Origin of the sequence: Streptococcus vicugnae (genome assembly GCF_016461705.1) — a bacterium.
GTDB lineage: Bacteria > Bacillota > Bacilli > Lactobacillales > Streptococcaceae > Streptococcus > Streptococcus vicugnae.
In genome coordinates this window covers 451,555-467,157 of record NZ_JAEMHW010000001.1, presented here as the reverse complement: position 1 = coordinate 467,157, position 15,603 = coordinate 451,555, and the positions used below count along the sequence as shown (strand labels likewise).

Below are 15,603 nucleotides of genomic sequence, written 5' to 3'. Positions count from 1 at the left end.
AAGGGGTGATTTTTTTATTCCAAACAGTGTGGATTGAGTGGGCTAGTCGGAGAAGTATTAGACTTATTTTTAATCTATTTTACTTGCTTTTATAATCTCCAAAAATAATAGAATTTTTAGAAAGATTACTTTACAAAAAGTGTCATAAATGGTGTGTTTTCTAGCTGCTAAATGTGTTATACTTGGAGCTGAATTTTATTTGGTAAGGTAGATGGAGTTAAGATGAATAAGATGTTTAAGGGAACTATTATGGTTCTTGTTGCAGGGATATTCTGGGGGATTTCTGGGGTTTCTGGGCAATATTTGATGGCCCATGGAATTAATGTCGATTTATTGTCTTGCGTGCGTTTAATTACAGCTGGTGTGATAATGACGACTATTGCAGCACTCAATCAGCGTGAGACGTTTTTGAAGGCTGTGACGTCATTAAAAGCGCTTGGTGGTATTGCCATTTTTTCACTGATTGGGCTTGTGATGAATCAGTATGCTTATCTAAGAGCAATTGAAAGCACAAATGCAGGGACAGCAACGGTTATACAGTATATGGCGCCAATTCTTGTTTTGGCCTATGTCTCTTTGAGAAAGAAACAACTGCCAAGAGGAAGTGAAATTTTGGCGATTATCTTAGCGATTTTAGGGACTTTTATCATCGCAACGCATGGACGTCTAGATGGTCTAGCAATCACACCATGTGGCTTTGCTTGGGGACTATTTTCAGCGGTAACTTATTCGTTTTATATTATTTTACCGGCGAAATTAATTCGTGAGTATGGTAGCTTCACAGTGATTGGTCTTGGCATGATTATGGGTGGAATTGTTTTTCCGATTTTGGTACATCCATGGCAATACACTCTAGTGCTAAATGTTGGCAATTGGATTGGTTTGTTTGGAATCATCATTGTTGGAACGGTTTTTGCCTATAGCTTATTTTTAAAGGGAACAGCTATTGTTGGCGCGGTTAAGGGAAGTTTGCTTGCCTGTGTTGAACCAATTTCTTCAGTTTTCTTTTCTTTGACTATTATGCACGAAGTCTTTTATCCGATGGATTTTCTAGGAATGATTTTTATTATCGGTGCGGTTCTATTAATTTCTTTACGAGATTTAGTAGTCGTCAAAAAACAATTGCAATAACAATTTCATTAAAGAGTGGTTTTCCACTCTTTTTTATTAAATTAAGGTATTATCCAATTCGCCATATTGGTCTAAATATGTTAAAATAAATAGTAAAATATATTTTTTTGGAGAGTAATTTGAGTATAGACGATTATAGGCCGACCTTCGTGGTTGAGGCAGTTTATGATTTAAAAGCAGACGATTTGTTGCGACATGGAATTCATGCCGTTTTAGTAGATTTAGATAATACCTTAATTGCATGGAATAACCCAGATGGGACACCTGAAGTACGCGCGTGGTTGGATGAAATGACCATGGCTGACATTTCAGTTGTTGTTGTATCAAATAATAGTCATTCACGTGTTGATCGTGCGGTATCACGCTTTGGTGTGGATTTTGTTAGCCGTGCCATGAAGCCTTTCACACGTGGTATTAATAAAGCCATTAAGCGTTATGGATTTGACCGTGACGAAGTTATCATGGTTGGTGACCAGTTGATGACAGATATTCGTGCGGCACACCGTGCAGATATTCAATCTGTTTTGGTTAAACCTTTGGTTAAATCTGATGCTTGGAATACTAGAATTAATCGTTGGCGTGAACGTCGTGTTTGGGCTAAACTTGAAGAAAAATACGGAAAAATCCAATATCAAAAAGGAATTTAATGGAAGAATTATTATGTATTGGCTGCGGAGCCAAAATTCAAACAGAAGATAAAGAACAAGCAGGATACACACCGAAAGCAGCTCTTGAAAAAGGCTTAGAAACAGGTGAATTGTATTGTCAAAGATGTTTTAGATTACGTCACTACAATGAAATCACTGACGTGCACATTACTGATGACGAATTCTTGAAACTTCTTCACGAAGTTGGGGATAGTGATGCACTTGTGGTTAATGTTGTGGATATCTTTGATTTTAATGGATCAGTTATCCCAGGATTGTCACGCTTTGTCTCTGGCAATGATGTTCTTCTTGTCGGAAACAAAAAAGATATTTTGCCAAAATCTGTAAAAACAGGTAAAGTGACACAATGGTTGACTGAGCGTGCTCACGAAGAAGGACTTCGACCAGTTGACGTTATCTTGACAAGTGCACAAAATCACCAAGCTATCAAGGACTTGATTGATAAGATTGAAAAATTACGTCGTGGACGTGATGTTTATGTGGTAGGTGTGACTAACGTTGGTAAATCAACACTTATCAATGCTATCATCAAAGAAATTACTGGTGAAAAAGATATTATTACAACTTCTCGATTCCCAGGAACAACTCTTGATAAGATTGAAATCCCATTGGATGACGGTAGCCATATTTTCGATACACCAGGTATCATTCACCGTCACCAAATGGCGCATTACCTTAGCGATAAAAACTTAAAATACATTAGTCCTAAGAAAGAAATCAAACCAAAAACTTACCAACTCAATCCTGAACAAACTTTGTTCTTAGCTGGTTTGGGTCGCTTTGATTTTGTGGCTGGTGACAAACAAGGTTTCACAGCTTATTTTGATAATAATTTGAAATTACATCGAACAAAATTAGCTGGTGCTGATGCTTTCTATGATAAACACGTTGGTAGTCTTTTGACACCACCAAGTGATAAAGAATTAGCTGAGTTTCCAAAACTAGTCCGTCACGAATTTACCATCAAAGATAAAATGGATGTTGTATATTCTGGTCTTGGTTGGATTCGTATTAAAGCCTCACAAGATAAACCTGTGAAGATTGCAGCTTGGGCGCCAGAAGGTGTGGCTGTTATTCTTCGTAAAGCGTTGATTTAAGGAAAATAAAAAGAAAGGAAGTTCAAATCAAGCTTGCTTGGTTTGAGCGTGGGCAAGCAGAGGGCGCTTAAGTGACATCTGCTTTTGAGAATGCCCTTAGAGTTATAGATATGTTAACATCAAAACAACGTGCTTTTTTGAAATCACAAGCACATTCAATGAAACCAATTGTTCAAATTGGTAAAAATGGTCTTAACGACCAAATTAAAACAAGTATTCGTAATGCATTAGATGCACGAGAATTGATTAAAGTAACACTTCTTCAAAATACTGATGAAGATATTCATGAAGTTGCTGAAATCTTAGAAGATGAGATTGGTTGTGATACAGTACTAAAAATCGGTCGTATCATTATTCTTTACAAAGAATCATCTAAAAAACAAAACCGTAAAATCTCACCAAAAGTAAAAGAACTTAATAAATAGTCTGTTTCTAATATAGACAGTGTAGTTAAAAGAGCTGGGCGTAATGCCTATCTCGGAGGTAGTCGTATGGCATTAGAATTAGTTACTCCATTTACCAAAGTGGAACTGGAGAAAAAAGAAAAAGATAAAAATCGTAAGCAAATTGGTATTTTGGGCGGAAATTTTAACCCTGTCCACAATGCTCATCTCGTGGTTGCTGACCAAGTCCGCCAACAATTAAGTTTGGACAAAGTTCTTCTTATGCCCGAATATGAGCCACCACATCTTGATAAAAAAGAAACGATTGATGAAAAACACCGCTTGAAAATGCTTGAATTAGCTATTGAGGGTGTTGAAGGCTTGGACATTGAAACTATTGAGCTAGAACGTAAAGGTGTCAGTTACACTTACGATACCATGAAGCTTTTGATTGAAAAAAATCCGGACGTGGATTACTATTTCATTATTGGTGCTGATATGGTTGATTACCTTCCAAAATGGTACAAAATTGATGAATTGATTAAAATGGTGCAGTTTGTTGGTGTTCAACGTCCTAAATATAAGGCTGGAACATCATATCCTGTCATCTGGGTAGATGTGCCAATGATGGACATCTCATCAAGTTTAGTTCGTCATCATTTTGAAATGGGTTGTCGTCCAAACTTCTTGACGCCACCTGCTGTTATCGACTACATTGAGAAAGAAGGGCTTTACCGTGACCTATGAGACATACACTGCGGGAATTGAACGTGCTGAGCTTTTAGATAAAGTATCAGCTGTTATGAGCGAGAAGCGTTTCAAACATGTTCTTGGTGTTGAAAAAGCTGCTATTGAACTAGCTGAGCGTTTTGGTTGTGATACTGAAAAAGCTGGACTTGCTGGCTTGATTCATGATTACGCCAAAGAACTCTCTGATCAAGAATTTTTGGATTTGATTGATAAGCATCAGCTTGATCCAGAACTCAAAAAATGGGGAAATAATGTCTGGCATGGCATGGTCGGCATTTATAAGATTCAAGAAGATTTGGGTGTCACTGATAAGGAAATCTTGCGTAGTATTGAAACACATACCGTTGGTTCAGGTGACATGTCACTGCTTGATAAAATTATCTATGTAGCTGATTACATCGAGCCAGGGCGTCGCTTTCCTTTGGTGGAAAAAGCGCGTGTGATTGCTAAAGAATCGCTTGATAAGGCAGTGGCTTATGAAACGGTTCATACCGTTGAGCACCTTGCACACCAAGCTTTTCCAATCTTCCCACAAACCATTGAAACTTATAATGCGTATGTTGGGTTTATGAAAGATGACAAATGAAAACAGCTCTGTTAGTGATTGATATTCAAACAGCCTTGATAGAGGCTAAACCGTATGTAGTTGATAACTGCTTGTCTGTCTGGCAAAAAGCAATCGCCACTTGTCGTGAGAAAAACATTGAGGTGATTTACGTCCGCCACAATGACGATGAACTACTAACAGGAAGTCATGGCTGGAAAATTTACGACGGTGTTGCTCCGAAAGCAGGAGAAAAAATCTTTGATAAGCAATATAATAGTGCTTTTAAAGAAACTCATTTACAGACTTATCTGGATAGCCAATCTATTGAGCGGCTGATTATCATTGGCATGGCAACGAATTATTGCATTGATACGACTGTTAAGGTGGCGTTTGAGTTTGGCTATGATTTGGCAGTTATTAAAAATGGCACGACTACCTTTGCTGAAAGAGAAATTACAGCAGAACAATTAATACAGCATTATGAAAGCACTTGGAATGGACGTTTTGCCCAAGTGGCTGATTTAGAAGAAATTTTAAAAGAGGATTAAATGGATAAAAAAGAATTACTAGAATTGGTTGTTAAAGCAGCTGATGAAAAACGTGCAGAAGACATGGTTGTTTTGGACCTTTATGGTTTGACTAGTGTGACAGATTATTTTGTAGTGGTTAGCGCTATGAACACACGTCAACTGGACGCTATTGCAGAAAATATTCGTGAAAAAGTTAAAGAAGCTGGTGGTGATGCCAGTCATGCTGAAGGTGATAGTCGTACAGGTTGGGTACTTCTTGACCTTAACGACGTTGTTGTTCACATCTTCTCAGAAGACGAACGTGAACACTACAACATCGAAAAATTGTGGCATGAAGCACCAATGGTTGACGTGTCAGAATACCTTGCTTAATTTTGCAGCATTATTCTTATAATCTGGGGCACTTGTCTCAGATTATTTCATTCTAAGAATGATAGAAGTTTGATAGGACAAAACAATGAACAAAAACTACGAAAAATTTGCAGCGGTTTATGATGCCATCATGGACGACAGCCTTTATGATAAATGGACAGACTTTTCGCTCCGCCATTTTCCAAAAGATAAGAAAAAGCTCTTGGAATTAGCCTGTGGAACTGGGATTCAGTCAGTACGCTTTTCTAAAGCTGGCTTCGACGTGACAGGGCTTGATTTGAGCGAGGATATGCTTGAAATCGCAAGAAAACGTGCAACAGCTGCTGGTGAAGATATCGAGTTCAAGCAAGGCAACATGCTTGATTTGTCGCAAGCTGGTAAATACGACTTGGTGACATGCTACTCAGATTCTATCTGTTATATGGCTGATGAAGTTGAAGTCGGTGATGTCTTCAAACAAGTCTATGACAGCTTAAATGACGGCGGTGTCTTCATCTTTGACGTACACTCAACTTATAAGACTGACACTGTCTTTCCTGGTTATTCTTACCATGAAAATGCTGAAGAATTTGCCATGGTCTGGGACACGTACGCTGATGATGCACCGCACTCAGTTGTCCACGAATTGACTTTCTTCTTGCAAGACGAAGACGGACGCTTCACACGCTACGACGAAGTCCACGAAGAACGTACATATGAAGTCTTGACTTACGACATCCTCTTGGAACAAGCAGGTTTCAAATCATTCAAACTCTACGCTGATTTCGAAGACAAAAAACCACGCAAAAAATCAGAACGTTGGTTCTTTGTCTGTCAGAAGTAGGGGAGAAATTTCTCTAAGGAGCACAACATGACTATCACTGGTATCGTTGCTGAGTTTAATCCTTTTCATAATGGGCATGAGTATTTGTTGTCACAGGCTGAAGGGGTAAAGGTTGTTGCCATGTCTGGGAATTTTGTGCAGCGTGGAGAGCCTGCGGTTGTGGACAAATGGACGCGCGCGGAAATGGCTCTGAAATGCGGGGCTGATTTGGTGGTTGAGCTGCCATTTTTGGTGGCTGTTCAGTCAGCGGACTACTTTGCACAGGGTGCGGTGGACATTTTAGAGCGCCTTGGTGTGGATAACTTGGCATTTGGAACGGAAGAAAATCTGGATTATCAACACTTTTCACAGATTTATGCGGATAATCAACAGAAAATGGTGGATTACTTGCAAAATTTGCCAGATAATTTGTCTTATCCACAGAAAACACAGAAAATGTGGGAGACATTTGCTGGTGTCAACTTCACAGGTAACACGCCAAATCATATTTTGGGGCTTTCTTATGCCAAAGCTTGCGCAGGAAAATCAATCAAGCTTAGCCCAATCATGCGTCAGGGAGCTGGTTATCACTCGCTTGATACTGATGTGGCTTTTGCCTCCGCGACAAATTTGCGTATCCACAGACAAGACAAAGATTTTGTGGAGAAATTCATGCCGCAAGCTGACCTTTTCCTAGGCGCTCCTCAGGTGACTTGGGATGATTATTTCCAATTGCTCAAGTATCAAATTGTAACAAACCCTGATTTGACAAGGATTTTCCAGGTTAATGAAGAGTTAGCTAGCCGTATCAGCTCAGCTATTAGGAGCGTAGCGACTGTGGACGAATTGGTGGATAAAGTCGCCACAAAACGCTACACGAAGGCTCGAATCCGTCGCATTTTGGCTTACATCTTGGTCGGAGCTGTGGAAAAGCCCTTGCCAGAAGCGGTTCACGTGCTCGGATTTACCGAAAAAGGGCAAAAGCACCTTAAAACAGTGAAAAAGTCTGTGGATATCGTCGCTCGAATCGGTGCAAAACCGTGGGACGTGGTAACCCAACAAGCCGACCAAGTCTATCAACTTGGAAATCCACAGATTCAAGAGCAAACTTGGGGAAAAGTGCCGATTGGAATCACAAAATAAGCGTTTACATAAACAAACTAAAAACTGGGCTTTTGTTGAGCTCAGTTTTCGCTTTTAATTTTTAGGAACATTTTACACAGGCTTGTCAAAGTGCTATAATAAAAAGGATTACGAATTTAGCTCTGCTAGTTCAGTAGTTCAAGAATTTGGCTATTTTTTATAGTTCAAATCATTAATCATGCTAAAACAAATAATAATCTTTACAAAGGAGACTACCCATGGGACGTAAGTGGGCCAATATTGTTGCCAAAAAAACTGCCAAAGATGGTGCTAACTCAAAAGTTTACGCTAAATTTGGTGTTGAAATCTATGTTGCTGCTAAAAAAGGTGAACCAGATCCAGAATCAAACTCAGCTTTGAAATTTGTACTTGAACGTGCAAAACAAGCGCAAGTACCAAAACACGTTATCGACCGTGCGATCGATAAAGCAAAAGGTAATACAGATGAAACTTTCGTTGAAGGACGTTACGAGGGATTTGGACCAAACGGTTCAATGATCATCGTTGATACTTTGACAAGTAATGTTAACCGTACTGCTGCTAACTTGCGTACTGCATTTGGTAAAAACGGTGGTAACATGGGAGCATCTGGTTCTGTATCTTACATGTTCGATAAAAAAGGTGTTATTGTCTTTGATGGCGATGACGCAGATAGCATTTTTGAACAATTGCTAGAAGCTGATGTTGATGTTGAAGATGTTGAAGCAGAAGATGGTGTGGTAACTGTTTACACAGCTCCAACTGACCTTCACAAAGGTATCGAAGCTTTGCGTGCTAACGGCATCGAAGAATTCAAAGTTACTGAACTTGAAATGATTCCTCAATCAGAAGTAACACTTGAAGGTGAAGACCTTGAAACATTTGAAAAACTTGTTGACGCTCTTGAAGATGATGAAGACGTTCAAAAAGTTTACCACAACGTATCAGATTTCTAATTTAATCAGATAAAAAAGAGAAGCACCTAGCTTAGTAAAGCTGGGTGTTTTTGTGTTATAGATAGAGACTATCTCTCTGATAAAAAATAACTATTGGCATTCTCTTTTCTTTTGTTTTACAATAAATCTAATTACAAGAGATAATGCTATTCTAAAAGAAAGAGAGGCGTTCCTATGGAAAAAGTTATCGTTGGTATTTCGGGAAATATTCAAGAACTCCCAGCTCGATCGGGCTTAGAATATGATGTTGTTTCACGACATCTTTCTGATGGCGTCAAAGAAGCTGGTGGACTTCCGATTATTATTCCAGTTGGTAGTCCAGATTTAGCTAAATCTTATATTGATATGATTGATAAATTAATCCTATCAGGTGGTCAAAATGTGACACCAAAATTTTATGGGGAAAAACAAACCATTGATAGTGATGATTATAGTTTAGAGCGTGATGAATTTGAACTAGCTTTGATAAAAGAAGCACTCAAGCAAAATAAACCTATTTTTGCGGTTTGCCGTGGTATGCAATTGTTGAACGTGGCTTTGGGTGGAACACTGAATCAAAAAGTTGAACACCACTGGCAAAAAGACTTTTCTGGAACGTCACAAGAAGTGGAAATTGTACCCAATAGCCGTGTGAGTCAATTAGTCTCAACAGGTGCTTGGGTTAATTCGTTTCATCAACAAAGTGTGAAAGATTTAGCACCAAGTTTGGTTGCGACAGCGCGAGACCCTCGTGATGGTACAATAGAAGCTTATGAAAGCAAAGATGGTGCTCCAATTTTGGGCTTCCAATGGCACCCAGAATTACTCCTAGAAAAAGCAGAAAGTCGTAGAATTTTTAGTTACTTAGTACAGCAATTGTAGTGTTAACAGCGTTTGAGGAGTGAAAATGAAAAAAGTTTTATTAGGATTAACTGTTTTACTAAGTGCTGGTTTGGCTGTTAATGTTGAAGCGGCTGATCAAAAAGCAGTCATTGCAACAGCTGGTGATATCAAGCCTTTTTCGTATCAAAATGCAAAAGGTCAATTGACTGGCTATGATATTCAAGTGATCAAATCAGCTAGTAAATACATTGATGATTATAAAATTAGTTTTAAAAAGACTGCCTGGGATTCTATCTTTGTTGGCTTAGATAGCGAGATTTATCAGGGTGCTGCTAATAATCTTTCTTATACCAAAGAACGTGCAAGCAAGTATTTATATTCTGTGCCAATTGCTAAAAATCCCTTGGTTTTAGTCACTAAGAAAGATTCTAAGATTAAATCTTTAGATGATATTGGTGGTAAAAAGACACAAGATGACACTGGGACATCAACTGCAAAATTTGTTGATGATTGGAATAAAAAGCATAGTGATTCTCCATCGATAATTGAATATTCAGGAGAAGATGTAACGAAACGATTATTAGACTTGGATAGTGGAGAATTTGATTATCTCATTTTTGATAAAATCTCTGTCGATACAATTATCAAACAAAAACAACTAGATTTGAGGGTTATTGATTTAAAGACAGATGATAATCCAAATAATTATATTATTTTCTCAAGTGACAGTGAGAAGTTACAAGGAGAATTTAACAAGGCGGTTAAAAAACTTTATGATAATGGCACTTTAGAAAAATTGAGCCAGAAATATCTAGGTGGTAGTTATTTACCAGAAAAGTCGGCAGTAGAGGCAAATAAATGACAAAAGATTTTTACACAAAATTAGCAGAGATTCGTCATCGTATTCATGCGCATCCTGAGGTTTCGGAGAATGAATTTGAGACGACAGCCTTTTTGAAAGAATACATTTCAAATTTAGGGATTCGTATTCTTGAAACAGAGTTACCAACGGGTTTTATTGCCGAAATTGGGCATGGTAAGCCCGTTATTGCTTTGCGTGCAGATATTGATGCTTTACCAATCAAGGAGCGAAATACTTTTGAATATGCTAGCAAGAATGGCGCTATGCACGCCTGTGGGCATGATTTCCACCAGACAAGTCTTCTTGGTGCTGCTGAGCTTTTAAAGGCTCAAGAAGGGCAGTTAAACGGAACGATTCGATTGATTTTTCAACCAGCTGAGGAAGTTTCAGTAGGGGCTTATCAAGTGATTGAAAATGGTGGCCTTAAGGATGTTTCAGCTATTATTGGCTATCATAATTACCCACATCTTAAACCTGGCGAAATAGGACTTCGTTCAAAAGCAATCATGGCAGCTGTTGATAAATTTAAAGTGACTATCAGCGGAGTGAGTGGGCATGCGGCTCGCCCTGATTTTGGGACAGATACGGTTCTTGCTATCACAACAATTGTTAATAATGCGCAAGCTATTATCAGCCGTACAGTCTCTCCTTTTGAGTCAGCTGTTTTGTCGGTAACACATATTGATGTGGGAAGTACTTGGAATGTTATGCCTCAATCAGGCTATTTTGAAGGAACAATGCGCTCATTTTCACCAGAAACTCGCCAGCACTTGCGTGATGCTTTCACTAGGGTTGTGGAAAATACACCTGATCAATTTAATGCGTCAGTCGAGATTGAGTGGGGGAGAACCCCAACGGTGACCTTTAACGACGAAATTTTGACACCTCTTATTTTTGAGCATTCAAAACAATTTGCAAAAGTCGTAGAAGTGGAACCACTCACCATAGGGGAAGATTTTGCAGCTTATCAAGAGAAAATTCCAGGTGTTTTTGCCTTGATTGGAAGTAATGGTGATGCTGATGCGGCAGACCTTCATCATGATACATTTACGGTAAAAGATGAGGCTCTTCCAACGGCTGTTCAGTATTTTGTGGAAAATGCTCTTTATTTGTTAGATTATTTTGCAAAGACACAAAAGGCCTAGGGTGATAAGATTTCTTTATCGCGGTGATAGAATTTAAGTATTTGTTAAGAAGCTTATCTGATGTTAAGATGTAAACAACTCTAAAAGAGAAGGTAGGAAACGATATGACATTAGTTAAAAAAATGATAGGAATAACAGGACTAGCACTAGCGTCAGCTGCTTTTTTAGCAGCTTGTTCATCGGATCCCTCTTCAAAGGCCTCTTCTGGTAAAGAAGAAGTGACCTTTGCGACAGTAGGGACAACGGCTCCATTTTCATACGAAGAATCTGGGAAATTGACTGGTTATGATATCGAGGTGGCAAAAGCTGTTTTCAAAGATTCTGATCAATATAAAGTGAATTTTAAGAAAACAGAATGGTCATCTATTTTCACAGGACTTGATTCTGGGAAATATCAGCTTGGCGGCAATAATATCAGTTATACCAAAGAACGTTCAGCTAAATACCTATATTCTTATCCTATTGGTTCAACCCCATCGGTTCTAGTGGTGCCAAAAGACTCTGATATCACGTCTTACGACGATATAGCAGGACATTCAACGCAAGTTGTTCAAGGGACAACAACAGCAGCGCAGCTTGAAAAATTCAATACAGAAAATGATAGCAAGCCTGTTGAACTTAACTACACTAATGAAAATATCACTCAAGTTTTGACAAACTTGAATGACGGTAAATTTGATTTCAAGATTTTTGATGCCCCAACGGTAAATACTATCATTAAAAATCAAAAATTAGATAATTTGAAAACCATCGAATTGAAATCTGATGAACAACCATTTATTTATTTCATTTTGGGACAAGATCAAAAAGACTTGCAAACATTCGTTAACAAGCGCTTGAAAGCCTTGCAAAAAGATGGCACTTTGTCAGAATTAGCACAAAAATATCTTGGCGGAGATTATACACCAACTGCTAAAGACTTAAAAGTTCCATCGGAAAAATAATTTAGTTATAGTTTAAAACTATAACTAAACCTTGATTTTAACAATTTGAAACCTATAACTAATTAGGTTAGAATGATATCACGAGTTAAAGGAGAGAGGAAATAGATATGAAATTAAAAAAATTATTTGGATTAGCTAGTGTAGCTCTTGCATCAACTGTATTGTTGGCCGCTTGTGGTGGTTCTTCAAAATCTGCTTCAGATGATTCAAAACTTAAAGTTGGTATCATGACTTTGGATGATGCAACTGAACCACTTTGGGATAAAGTCAAAGAATTGGCTAAAGATAAAGGTGTAGAAATTGAATTGGTTGAGTTCACTGACTACAACCAACCAAACGAAGCGCTTCAAAATGGTGAGGTGGATGTCAATGCCTTCCAACACAAATATTTCTTGAATAACTGGAATTCAGAAAATAAAGGAACTTTGGTTGAAGCAGCTGACACACTTCTTAGTCCAATTCGCATCTTCTCAGGTACAGAAAATGGCAAAGCAAAATACACTGATGTCAAAGACATTCCTGAAAAAGCTACTATCTCAGTTCCTAACGATGCTTCAAATGAAAGTCGTGCCCTTTACCTTCTTCAATCAGCTGGTTTGATTAAATTGGATGTTGATGGCAAAGAATTGGCAACTATCAAAAACATTTCATCAAATCCAAAAGATTTAGATATCAAAGAAGTTGATGCTGCGCAAACTGCTTCAACATTGTCATCAGTTGATGCAGCTATTGTTAATAACTCATATGCGCAAGCAGCAAAAGTAGATTACAAAACAACACTTTATAAAGAAGCTGTTGATAAAAACTCAGACCAATGGGTTAACGTCATTGCTGCACAAAAAGATTGGAAAAAATCAAGCAAAGCTAAAGCTATTAAGAAATTGATTTCAGTTTACCAAACTGATGAAGTTGGTAAAGTAATTCAAGAAGCTTCAAATAACGTTGATATTCCAGCTTGGAAAGGTGCTAAAGTTTCTTCAGAAGAATAAGAGATTATTGAAAAATTAAGTGATTTGGCGTGTTTTTAAACACGCCAAATTCTATTTTGAAAATGCTTTTAAATTTACCAGAATATGGTAGAATATTAAGTTGGAAAGTTTAGAAAAATAAGTCTTTTTAACTTTCAAGAGTTGAAAAGGATGCTAGTTATGGATAAAAGATTAGATTGAAATGACTGAGGAGTTGAGTAAGAGTTATGACAAAACCGATTATTAATTTGGAGCATATCGACATTACTTTTCGTCAGAAAAGACGTACTGTAGAAGCAGTAAAAGATGTTTCGATTGCTATTAACAAAGGTGATATTTATGGGATTGTTGGTTATTCTGGGGCAGGAAAATCAACATTAGTACGTACGATTAATCTTTTGCAAGCCCCAACAGCAGGGAAAATCACAATTGGTGATGATGTTACTTTTGCCGATGGTAAAGTTCAACTAAAAGGAGCTGCCCTTCGTCAAAAACGTCAAAAAATTGGGATGATTTTCCAACATTTTAATTTAATGGCGCAAAAAACAGCGCGCCAAAATGTGGCTTTTGCGCTTCGCCATTCAAAATTATCAAAAGAAGAAAAAGACAAAAAAGTCGCTGATTTGCTTGAATTAGTAGGCTTGTCAGATCGTGCTGAAAATTATCCGTCACAATTATCAGGTGGTCAAAAACAACGTGTGGCAATTGCGCGTGCGTTAGCGAATGACCCAGAAATTTTGATTTCTGATGAATCAACATCTGCACTTGACCCAAAAACAACAAAACAAATTTTGGCACTTTTGCAAGAATTGAACCAAAAACTTGGTTTGACAGTAGTTATGATTACTCACGAAATGCAAATCGTCAAAGATATCTGTCACCGTGTGGCCGTTATGCAAAATGGTCACTTGATTGAAGAAGGATCAGTTCTAGATATCTTCTCAAATCCTAAAGAACCATTGACGCAAGAGTTCATCAAAACAGCAACTGGTATTGAGGATGCCTTGGTTAAAATTGAAAAACAAGCTATTGTGAAAAATCTTCCAAAAGATGATTTACTTGTTCAATTGAAATATGCTGGAACATCTACTGATGAACCAATTCTTAACCAAATCTACAAAGAATTTGAAGTAACTGCCAATATTCTTTACGGAAATATTGAAATTCTAGACGATACACCAGTTGGTGAGATGATTGTTGTCTTGTCTGGTGATGCTGATGCTCTTGCAGGTGCACAAGAAGCTATTCTTGCTGCGGGAATTGAATTAACAGTATTGAAACGAGGTGCCTAAATGATTGAATGGATTGCTACAAATATGCCTGATGTATACCGTATCGGCTGGGAAGGGACAAATTCTTGGTCTGATGCCTTTTCAGCAACTATTTATATGACAGGATGGTCGTTTGTAATTGGTGGTCTTTTAGGGCTTGTTATGGGGCTATTCTTGGTATTAACAGGACCAAGCGGTGTGCTAAGTAATCGTTTTGGCTTTAAAGTCTTGGATATTTTTACGTCAATCGTTCGTGCCATTCCTTTCATCATCTTGTTGGCTATTTTAAAACCTTTCACATATACAATTGTTGGAACAAACCTAGGTCGAACAGCGGCGCTAGTTCCGCTATCAGCAGCGACATTTGCCTTCTATGCTCGTCAGGTTCAAGTTGTCTTTTCAGAAATGGATAGAGGTGTTATTGAAGCCGCACAAGCTTCAGGAGCTACTCTTTGGGATATTATCAAAATTTACCTTAGCGAAGGTTTGCCAGAACTTATCCGTGTCTCAACAGTAACGCTCATCTCACTTATCGGTGAAACAGCTATGGCGGGTGCGATTGGAGCTGGTGGACTTGGTTATATTGCTATTTACTATGGTTATAACCGCTCAGCAACAGATGTCACTATCGTTGCAACAATCTGTATCCTTATCCTAGTCTTTATTATCCAATTTATCGGAGACTTCCTCACTAAAAAACTAAGTCATAAATAGAAAAAAGCACTTCTGTGAAAACAGAAGTGCTTAATGATTGTTTTGTGCTATTTTATTGTCCATGTCTGTAATGAGACTAGCAAGAGTGATATTCTCGAGAGAAGCTTTAAAATTTTCTTGAACCTCATCAATACGTGGTTGTAAAACGGAGTTCACCACGCGACCAACTGGGCAATTTGGGTTGGTATCATCATTAGCTTTAAAAATAGGTTTATCTTTATCTTCGACAGCTTGGAAAATATCCCAGAAAGTGAGCTCTTTAGGATCTTTGGTCAAATGTGCTCCGCCAACACCAGCTTCGACTTTGACTAAGTCAGCTTTTTGCAATTTTCCTAGTAAGTTACGCACAATAACAGGGTTAGTCTGGATACTTTTAGCTAGAAAAGTAGAAGTCACTTTTGCTTCATTTTCAAAATGATAAATGGCTAACAGAATATGAACGGAAGTTGCTAGTCGAGTTGAATAGGGCATTTTTTCTCCTTGTACTAATCTAATTTGTTAAGAGTATTATAGCATATT

General features: G+C 38.0%; 19 protein-coding genes. 18 read left to right on the top strand and 1 reads right to left on the bottom strand.

Annotated features, from left to right (window positions below; genetic code table 11):
* Positions 1-222 precede the first annotated feature (222 nt).
* The 18 genes from JG537_RS02315 (at position 223) to JG537_RS02230 (ending at position 15,084) form a co-directional block, all read left to right on the top strand.
* A complete protein-coding gene (locus JG537_RS02315) occupies positions 223-1,131 on the top strand; it encodes a DMT family transporter (RefSeq protein ID WP_199543119.1) in 909 nt (302 codons plus the stop codon).
* A gap of 119 nt (positions 1,132-1,250) precedes the next feature.
* On the top strand, positions 1,251-1,778 hold the full coding sequence (locus tag JG537_RS02310; RefSeq protein WP_199543116.1) for a YqeG family HAD IIIA-type phosphatase: 528 nt from the start codon (positions 1,251-1,253) through the stop codon (positions 1,776-1,778).
* On the top strand, positions 1,778-2,896 hold the full coding sequence (gene yqeH / locus JG537_RS02305; protein ID WP_199543112.1) for a ribosome biogenesis GTPase YqeH: 1,119 nt from the start codon (positions 1,778-1,780) through the stop codon (positions 2,894-2,896). Before JG537_RS02310 ends, yqeH begins: the two co-directional genes overlap by 1 nt.
* A 110-nt stretch (positions 2,897-3,006) precedes the next feature.
* The gene (gene yhbY, locus JG537_RS02300; RefSeq protein ID WP_074482503.1) at positions 3,007-3,321 is read left to right on the top strand and encodes a ribosome assembly RNA-binding protein YhbY; all 315 of its coding nucleotides are present in this window, start codon (positions 3,007-3,009) and stop codon (positions 3,319-3,321) included.
* 66 nt (positions 3,322-3,387) lie between these two features.
* Complete coding sequence (locus JG537_RS02295; protein WP_199543098.1) at positions 3,388-4,026, top strand: nicotinate-nucleotide adenylyltransferase; 639 nt, start codon at positions 3,388-3,390, stop codon at positions 4,024-4,026.
* Positions 4,016-4,615: a bis(5'-nucleosyl)-tetraphosphatase (symmetrical) YqeK gene (gene yqeK, locus JG537_RS02290; protein WP_199543096.1), complete on the top strand. Its 600-nt coding sequence runs from the start codon at positions 4,016-4,018 to the stop codon at positions 4,613-4,615. Before JG537_RS02295 ends, yqeK begins: the two co-directional genes overlap by 11 nt.
* Positions 4,612-5,124: a cysteine hydrolase family protein gene (locus JG537_RS02285; protein ID WP_199543079.1), complete on the top strand. Its 513-nt coding sequence runs from the start codon at positions 4,612-4,614 to the stop codon at positions 5,122-5,124. The genes yqeK and JG537_RS02285 overlap by 4 nt, the downstream gene beginning before the upstream one ends.
* On the top strand, positions 5,125-5,478 hold the full coding sequence (gene rsfS / locus JG537_RS02280; protein WP_003066240.1) for a ribosome silencing factor: 354 nt from the start codon (positions 5,125-5,127) through the stop codon (positions 5,476-5,478).
* Positions 5,479-5,563: 85 nt separating this feature from the next.
* A complete protein-coding gene (locus tag JG537_RS02275; protein ID WP_199543077.1) occupies positions 5,564-6,301 on the top strand; it encodes a class I SAM-dependent DNA methyltransferase in 738 nt (245 codons plus the stop codon).
* 27 nt (positions 6,302-6,328) lie between these two features.
* Complete coding sequence (locus JG537_RS02270; protein ID WP_199543075.1) at positions 6,329-7,423, top strand: nucleotidyltransferase; 1,095 nt, start codon at positions 6,329-6,331, stop codon at positions 7,421-7,423.
* Between the two features lie 218 nt (positions 7,424-7,641).
* Complete coding sequence (locus tag JG537_RS02265; protein WP_024343611.1) at positions 7,642-8,358, top strand: YebC/PmpR family DNA-binding transcriptional regulator; 717 nt, start codon at positions 7,642-7,644, stop codon at positions 8,356-8,358.
* Between the two features lie 174 nt (positions 8,359-8,532).
* Entirely contained in the window at positions 8,533-9,219 is a 687-nt protein-coding gene (locus JG537_RS02260) for a gamma-glutamyl-gamma-aminobutyrate hydrolase family protein (protein WP_199543073.1), read from the top strand.
* Positions 9,220-9,244: 25 nt separating this feature from the next.
* Positions 9,245-10,042, top strand: a complete 798-nt coding sequence (locus tag JG537_RS02255) for a transporter substrate-binding domain-containing protein (RefSeq protein WP_199543072.1) — start codon at positions 9,245-9,247, stop codon at positions 10,040-10,042.
* Positions 10,039-11,187: an amidohydrolase gene (locus tag JG537_RS02250; protein ID WP_199543070.1), complete on the top strand. Its 1,149-nt coding sequence runs from the start codon at positions 10,039-10,041 to the stop codon at positions 11,185-11,187. The genes JG537_RS02255 and JG537_RS02250 overlap by 4 nt, the downstream gene beginning before the upstream one ends.
* Before the next feature lie 104 nt (positions 11,188-11,291).
* Positions 11,292-12,131, top strand: a complete 840-nt coding sequence (locus JG537_RS02245) for an amino acid ABC transporter substrate-binding protein (RefSeq protein WP_132869803.1) — start codon at positions 11,292-11,294, stop codon at positions 12,129-12,131.
* 107 nt (positions 12,132-12,238) lie between these two features.
* Positions 12,239-13,120: a MetQ/NlpA family ABC transporter substrate-binding protein gene (locus JG537_RS02240; RefSeq protein ID WP_199543068.1), complete on the top strand. Its 882-nt coding sequence runs from the start codon at positions 12,239-12,241 to the stop codon at positions 13,118-13,120.
* A 206-nt stretch (positions 13,121-13,326) separates the two neighbouring features.
* Positions 13,327-14,391, top strand: a complete 1,065-nt coding sequence (locus tag JG537_RS02235; RefSeq protein WP_199543066.1) for a methionine ABC transporter ATP-binding protein — start codon at positions 13,327-13,329, stop codon at positions 14,389-14,391.
* Positions 14,392-15,084, top strand: coding sequence for a methionine ABC transporter permease (locus JG537_RS02230; protein WP_132869949.1), 693 nt, complete (start codon positions 14,392-14,394; stop codon positions 15,082-15,084).
* A 30-nt stretch (positions 15,085-15,114) separates the two neighbouring features.
* On the opposite strand, the gene JG537_RS02225 is transcribed toward JG537_RS02230, so the two are convergent.
* Positions 15,115-15,555, bottom strand: coding sequence for an Rrf2 family transcriptional regulator (locus JG537_RS02225; protein ID WP_132869948.1), 441 nt, complete (start codon positions 15,553-15,555; stop codon positions 15,115-15,117).
* Positions 15,556-15,603 lie beyond the last annotated feature (48 nt).

Coding starts and splice junctions, on each gene's coding strand:
- JG537_RS02255 (WP_199543072.1), top strand. CDS start 9,245: ATGAAAAAAGTTTTATTAGGATTAACTGTTTTACTAAGTGCTGGTTTG.
- JG537_RS02265 (WP_024343611.1), top strand. CDS start 7,642: ATGGGACGTAAGTGGGCCAATATTGTTGCCAAAAAAACTGCCAAAGAT.
- yqeH (WP_199543112.1), top strand. CDS start 1,778: ATGGAAGAATTATTATGTATTGGCTGCGGAGCCAAAATTCAAACAGAA.
- JG537_RS02295 (WP_199543098.1), top strand. CDS start 3,388: ATGGCATTAGAATTAGTTACTCCATTTACCAAAGTGGAACTGGAGAAA.
- JG537_RS02225 (WP_132869948.1), bottom strand. CDS start 15,555: ATGCCCTATTCAACTCGACTAGCAACTTCCGTTCATATTCTGTTAGCC.
- JG537_RS02240 (WP_199543068.1), top strand. CDS start 12,239: ATGAAATTAAAAAAATTATTTGGATTAGCTAGTGTAGCTCTTGCATCA.
- JG537_RS02315 (WP_199543119.1), top strand. CDS start 223: ATGAATAAGATGTTTAAGGGAACTATTATGGTTCTTGTTGCAGGGATA.
- JG537_RS02275 (WP_199543077.1), top strand. CDS start 5,564: ATGAACAAAAACTACGAAAAATTTGCAGCGGTTTATGATGCCATCATG.
- JG537_RS02230 (WP_132869949.1), top strand. CDS start 14,392: ATGATTGAATGGATTGCTACAAATATGCCTGATGTATACCGTATCGGC.
- JG537_RS02285 (WP_199543079.1), top strand. CDS start 4,612: ATGAAAACAGCTCTGTTAGTGATTGATATTCAAACAGCCTTGATAGAG.
- JG537_RS02270 (WP_199543075.1), top strand. CDS start 6,329: ATGACTATCACTGGTATCGTTGCTGAGTTTAATCCTTTTCATAATGGG.
- JG537_RS02235 (WP_199543066.1), top strand. CDS start 13,327: ATGACAAAACCGATTATTAATTTGGAGCATATCGACATTACTTTTCGT.
- rsfS (WP_003066240.1), top strand. CDS start 5,125: ATGGATAAAAAAGAATTACTAGAATTGGTTGTTAAAGCAGCTGATGAA.
- JG537_RS02250 (WP_199543070.1), top strand. CDS start 10,039: ATGACAAAAGATTTTTACACAAAATTAGCAGAGATTCGTCATCGTATT.
- JG537_RS02260 (WP_199543073.1), top strand. CDS start 8,533: ATGGAAAAAGTTATCGTTGGTATTTCGGGAAATATTCAAGAACTCCCA.
- yhbY (WP_074482503.1), top strand. CDS start 3,007: ATGTTAACATCAAAACAACGTGCTTTTTTGAAATCACAAGCACATTCA.
- JG537_RS02245 (WP_132869803.1), top strand. CDS start 11,292: ATGACATTAGTTAAAAAAATGATAGGAATAACAGGACTAGCACTAGCG.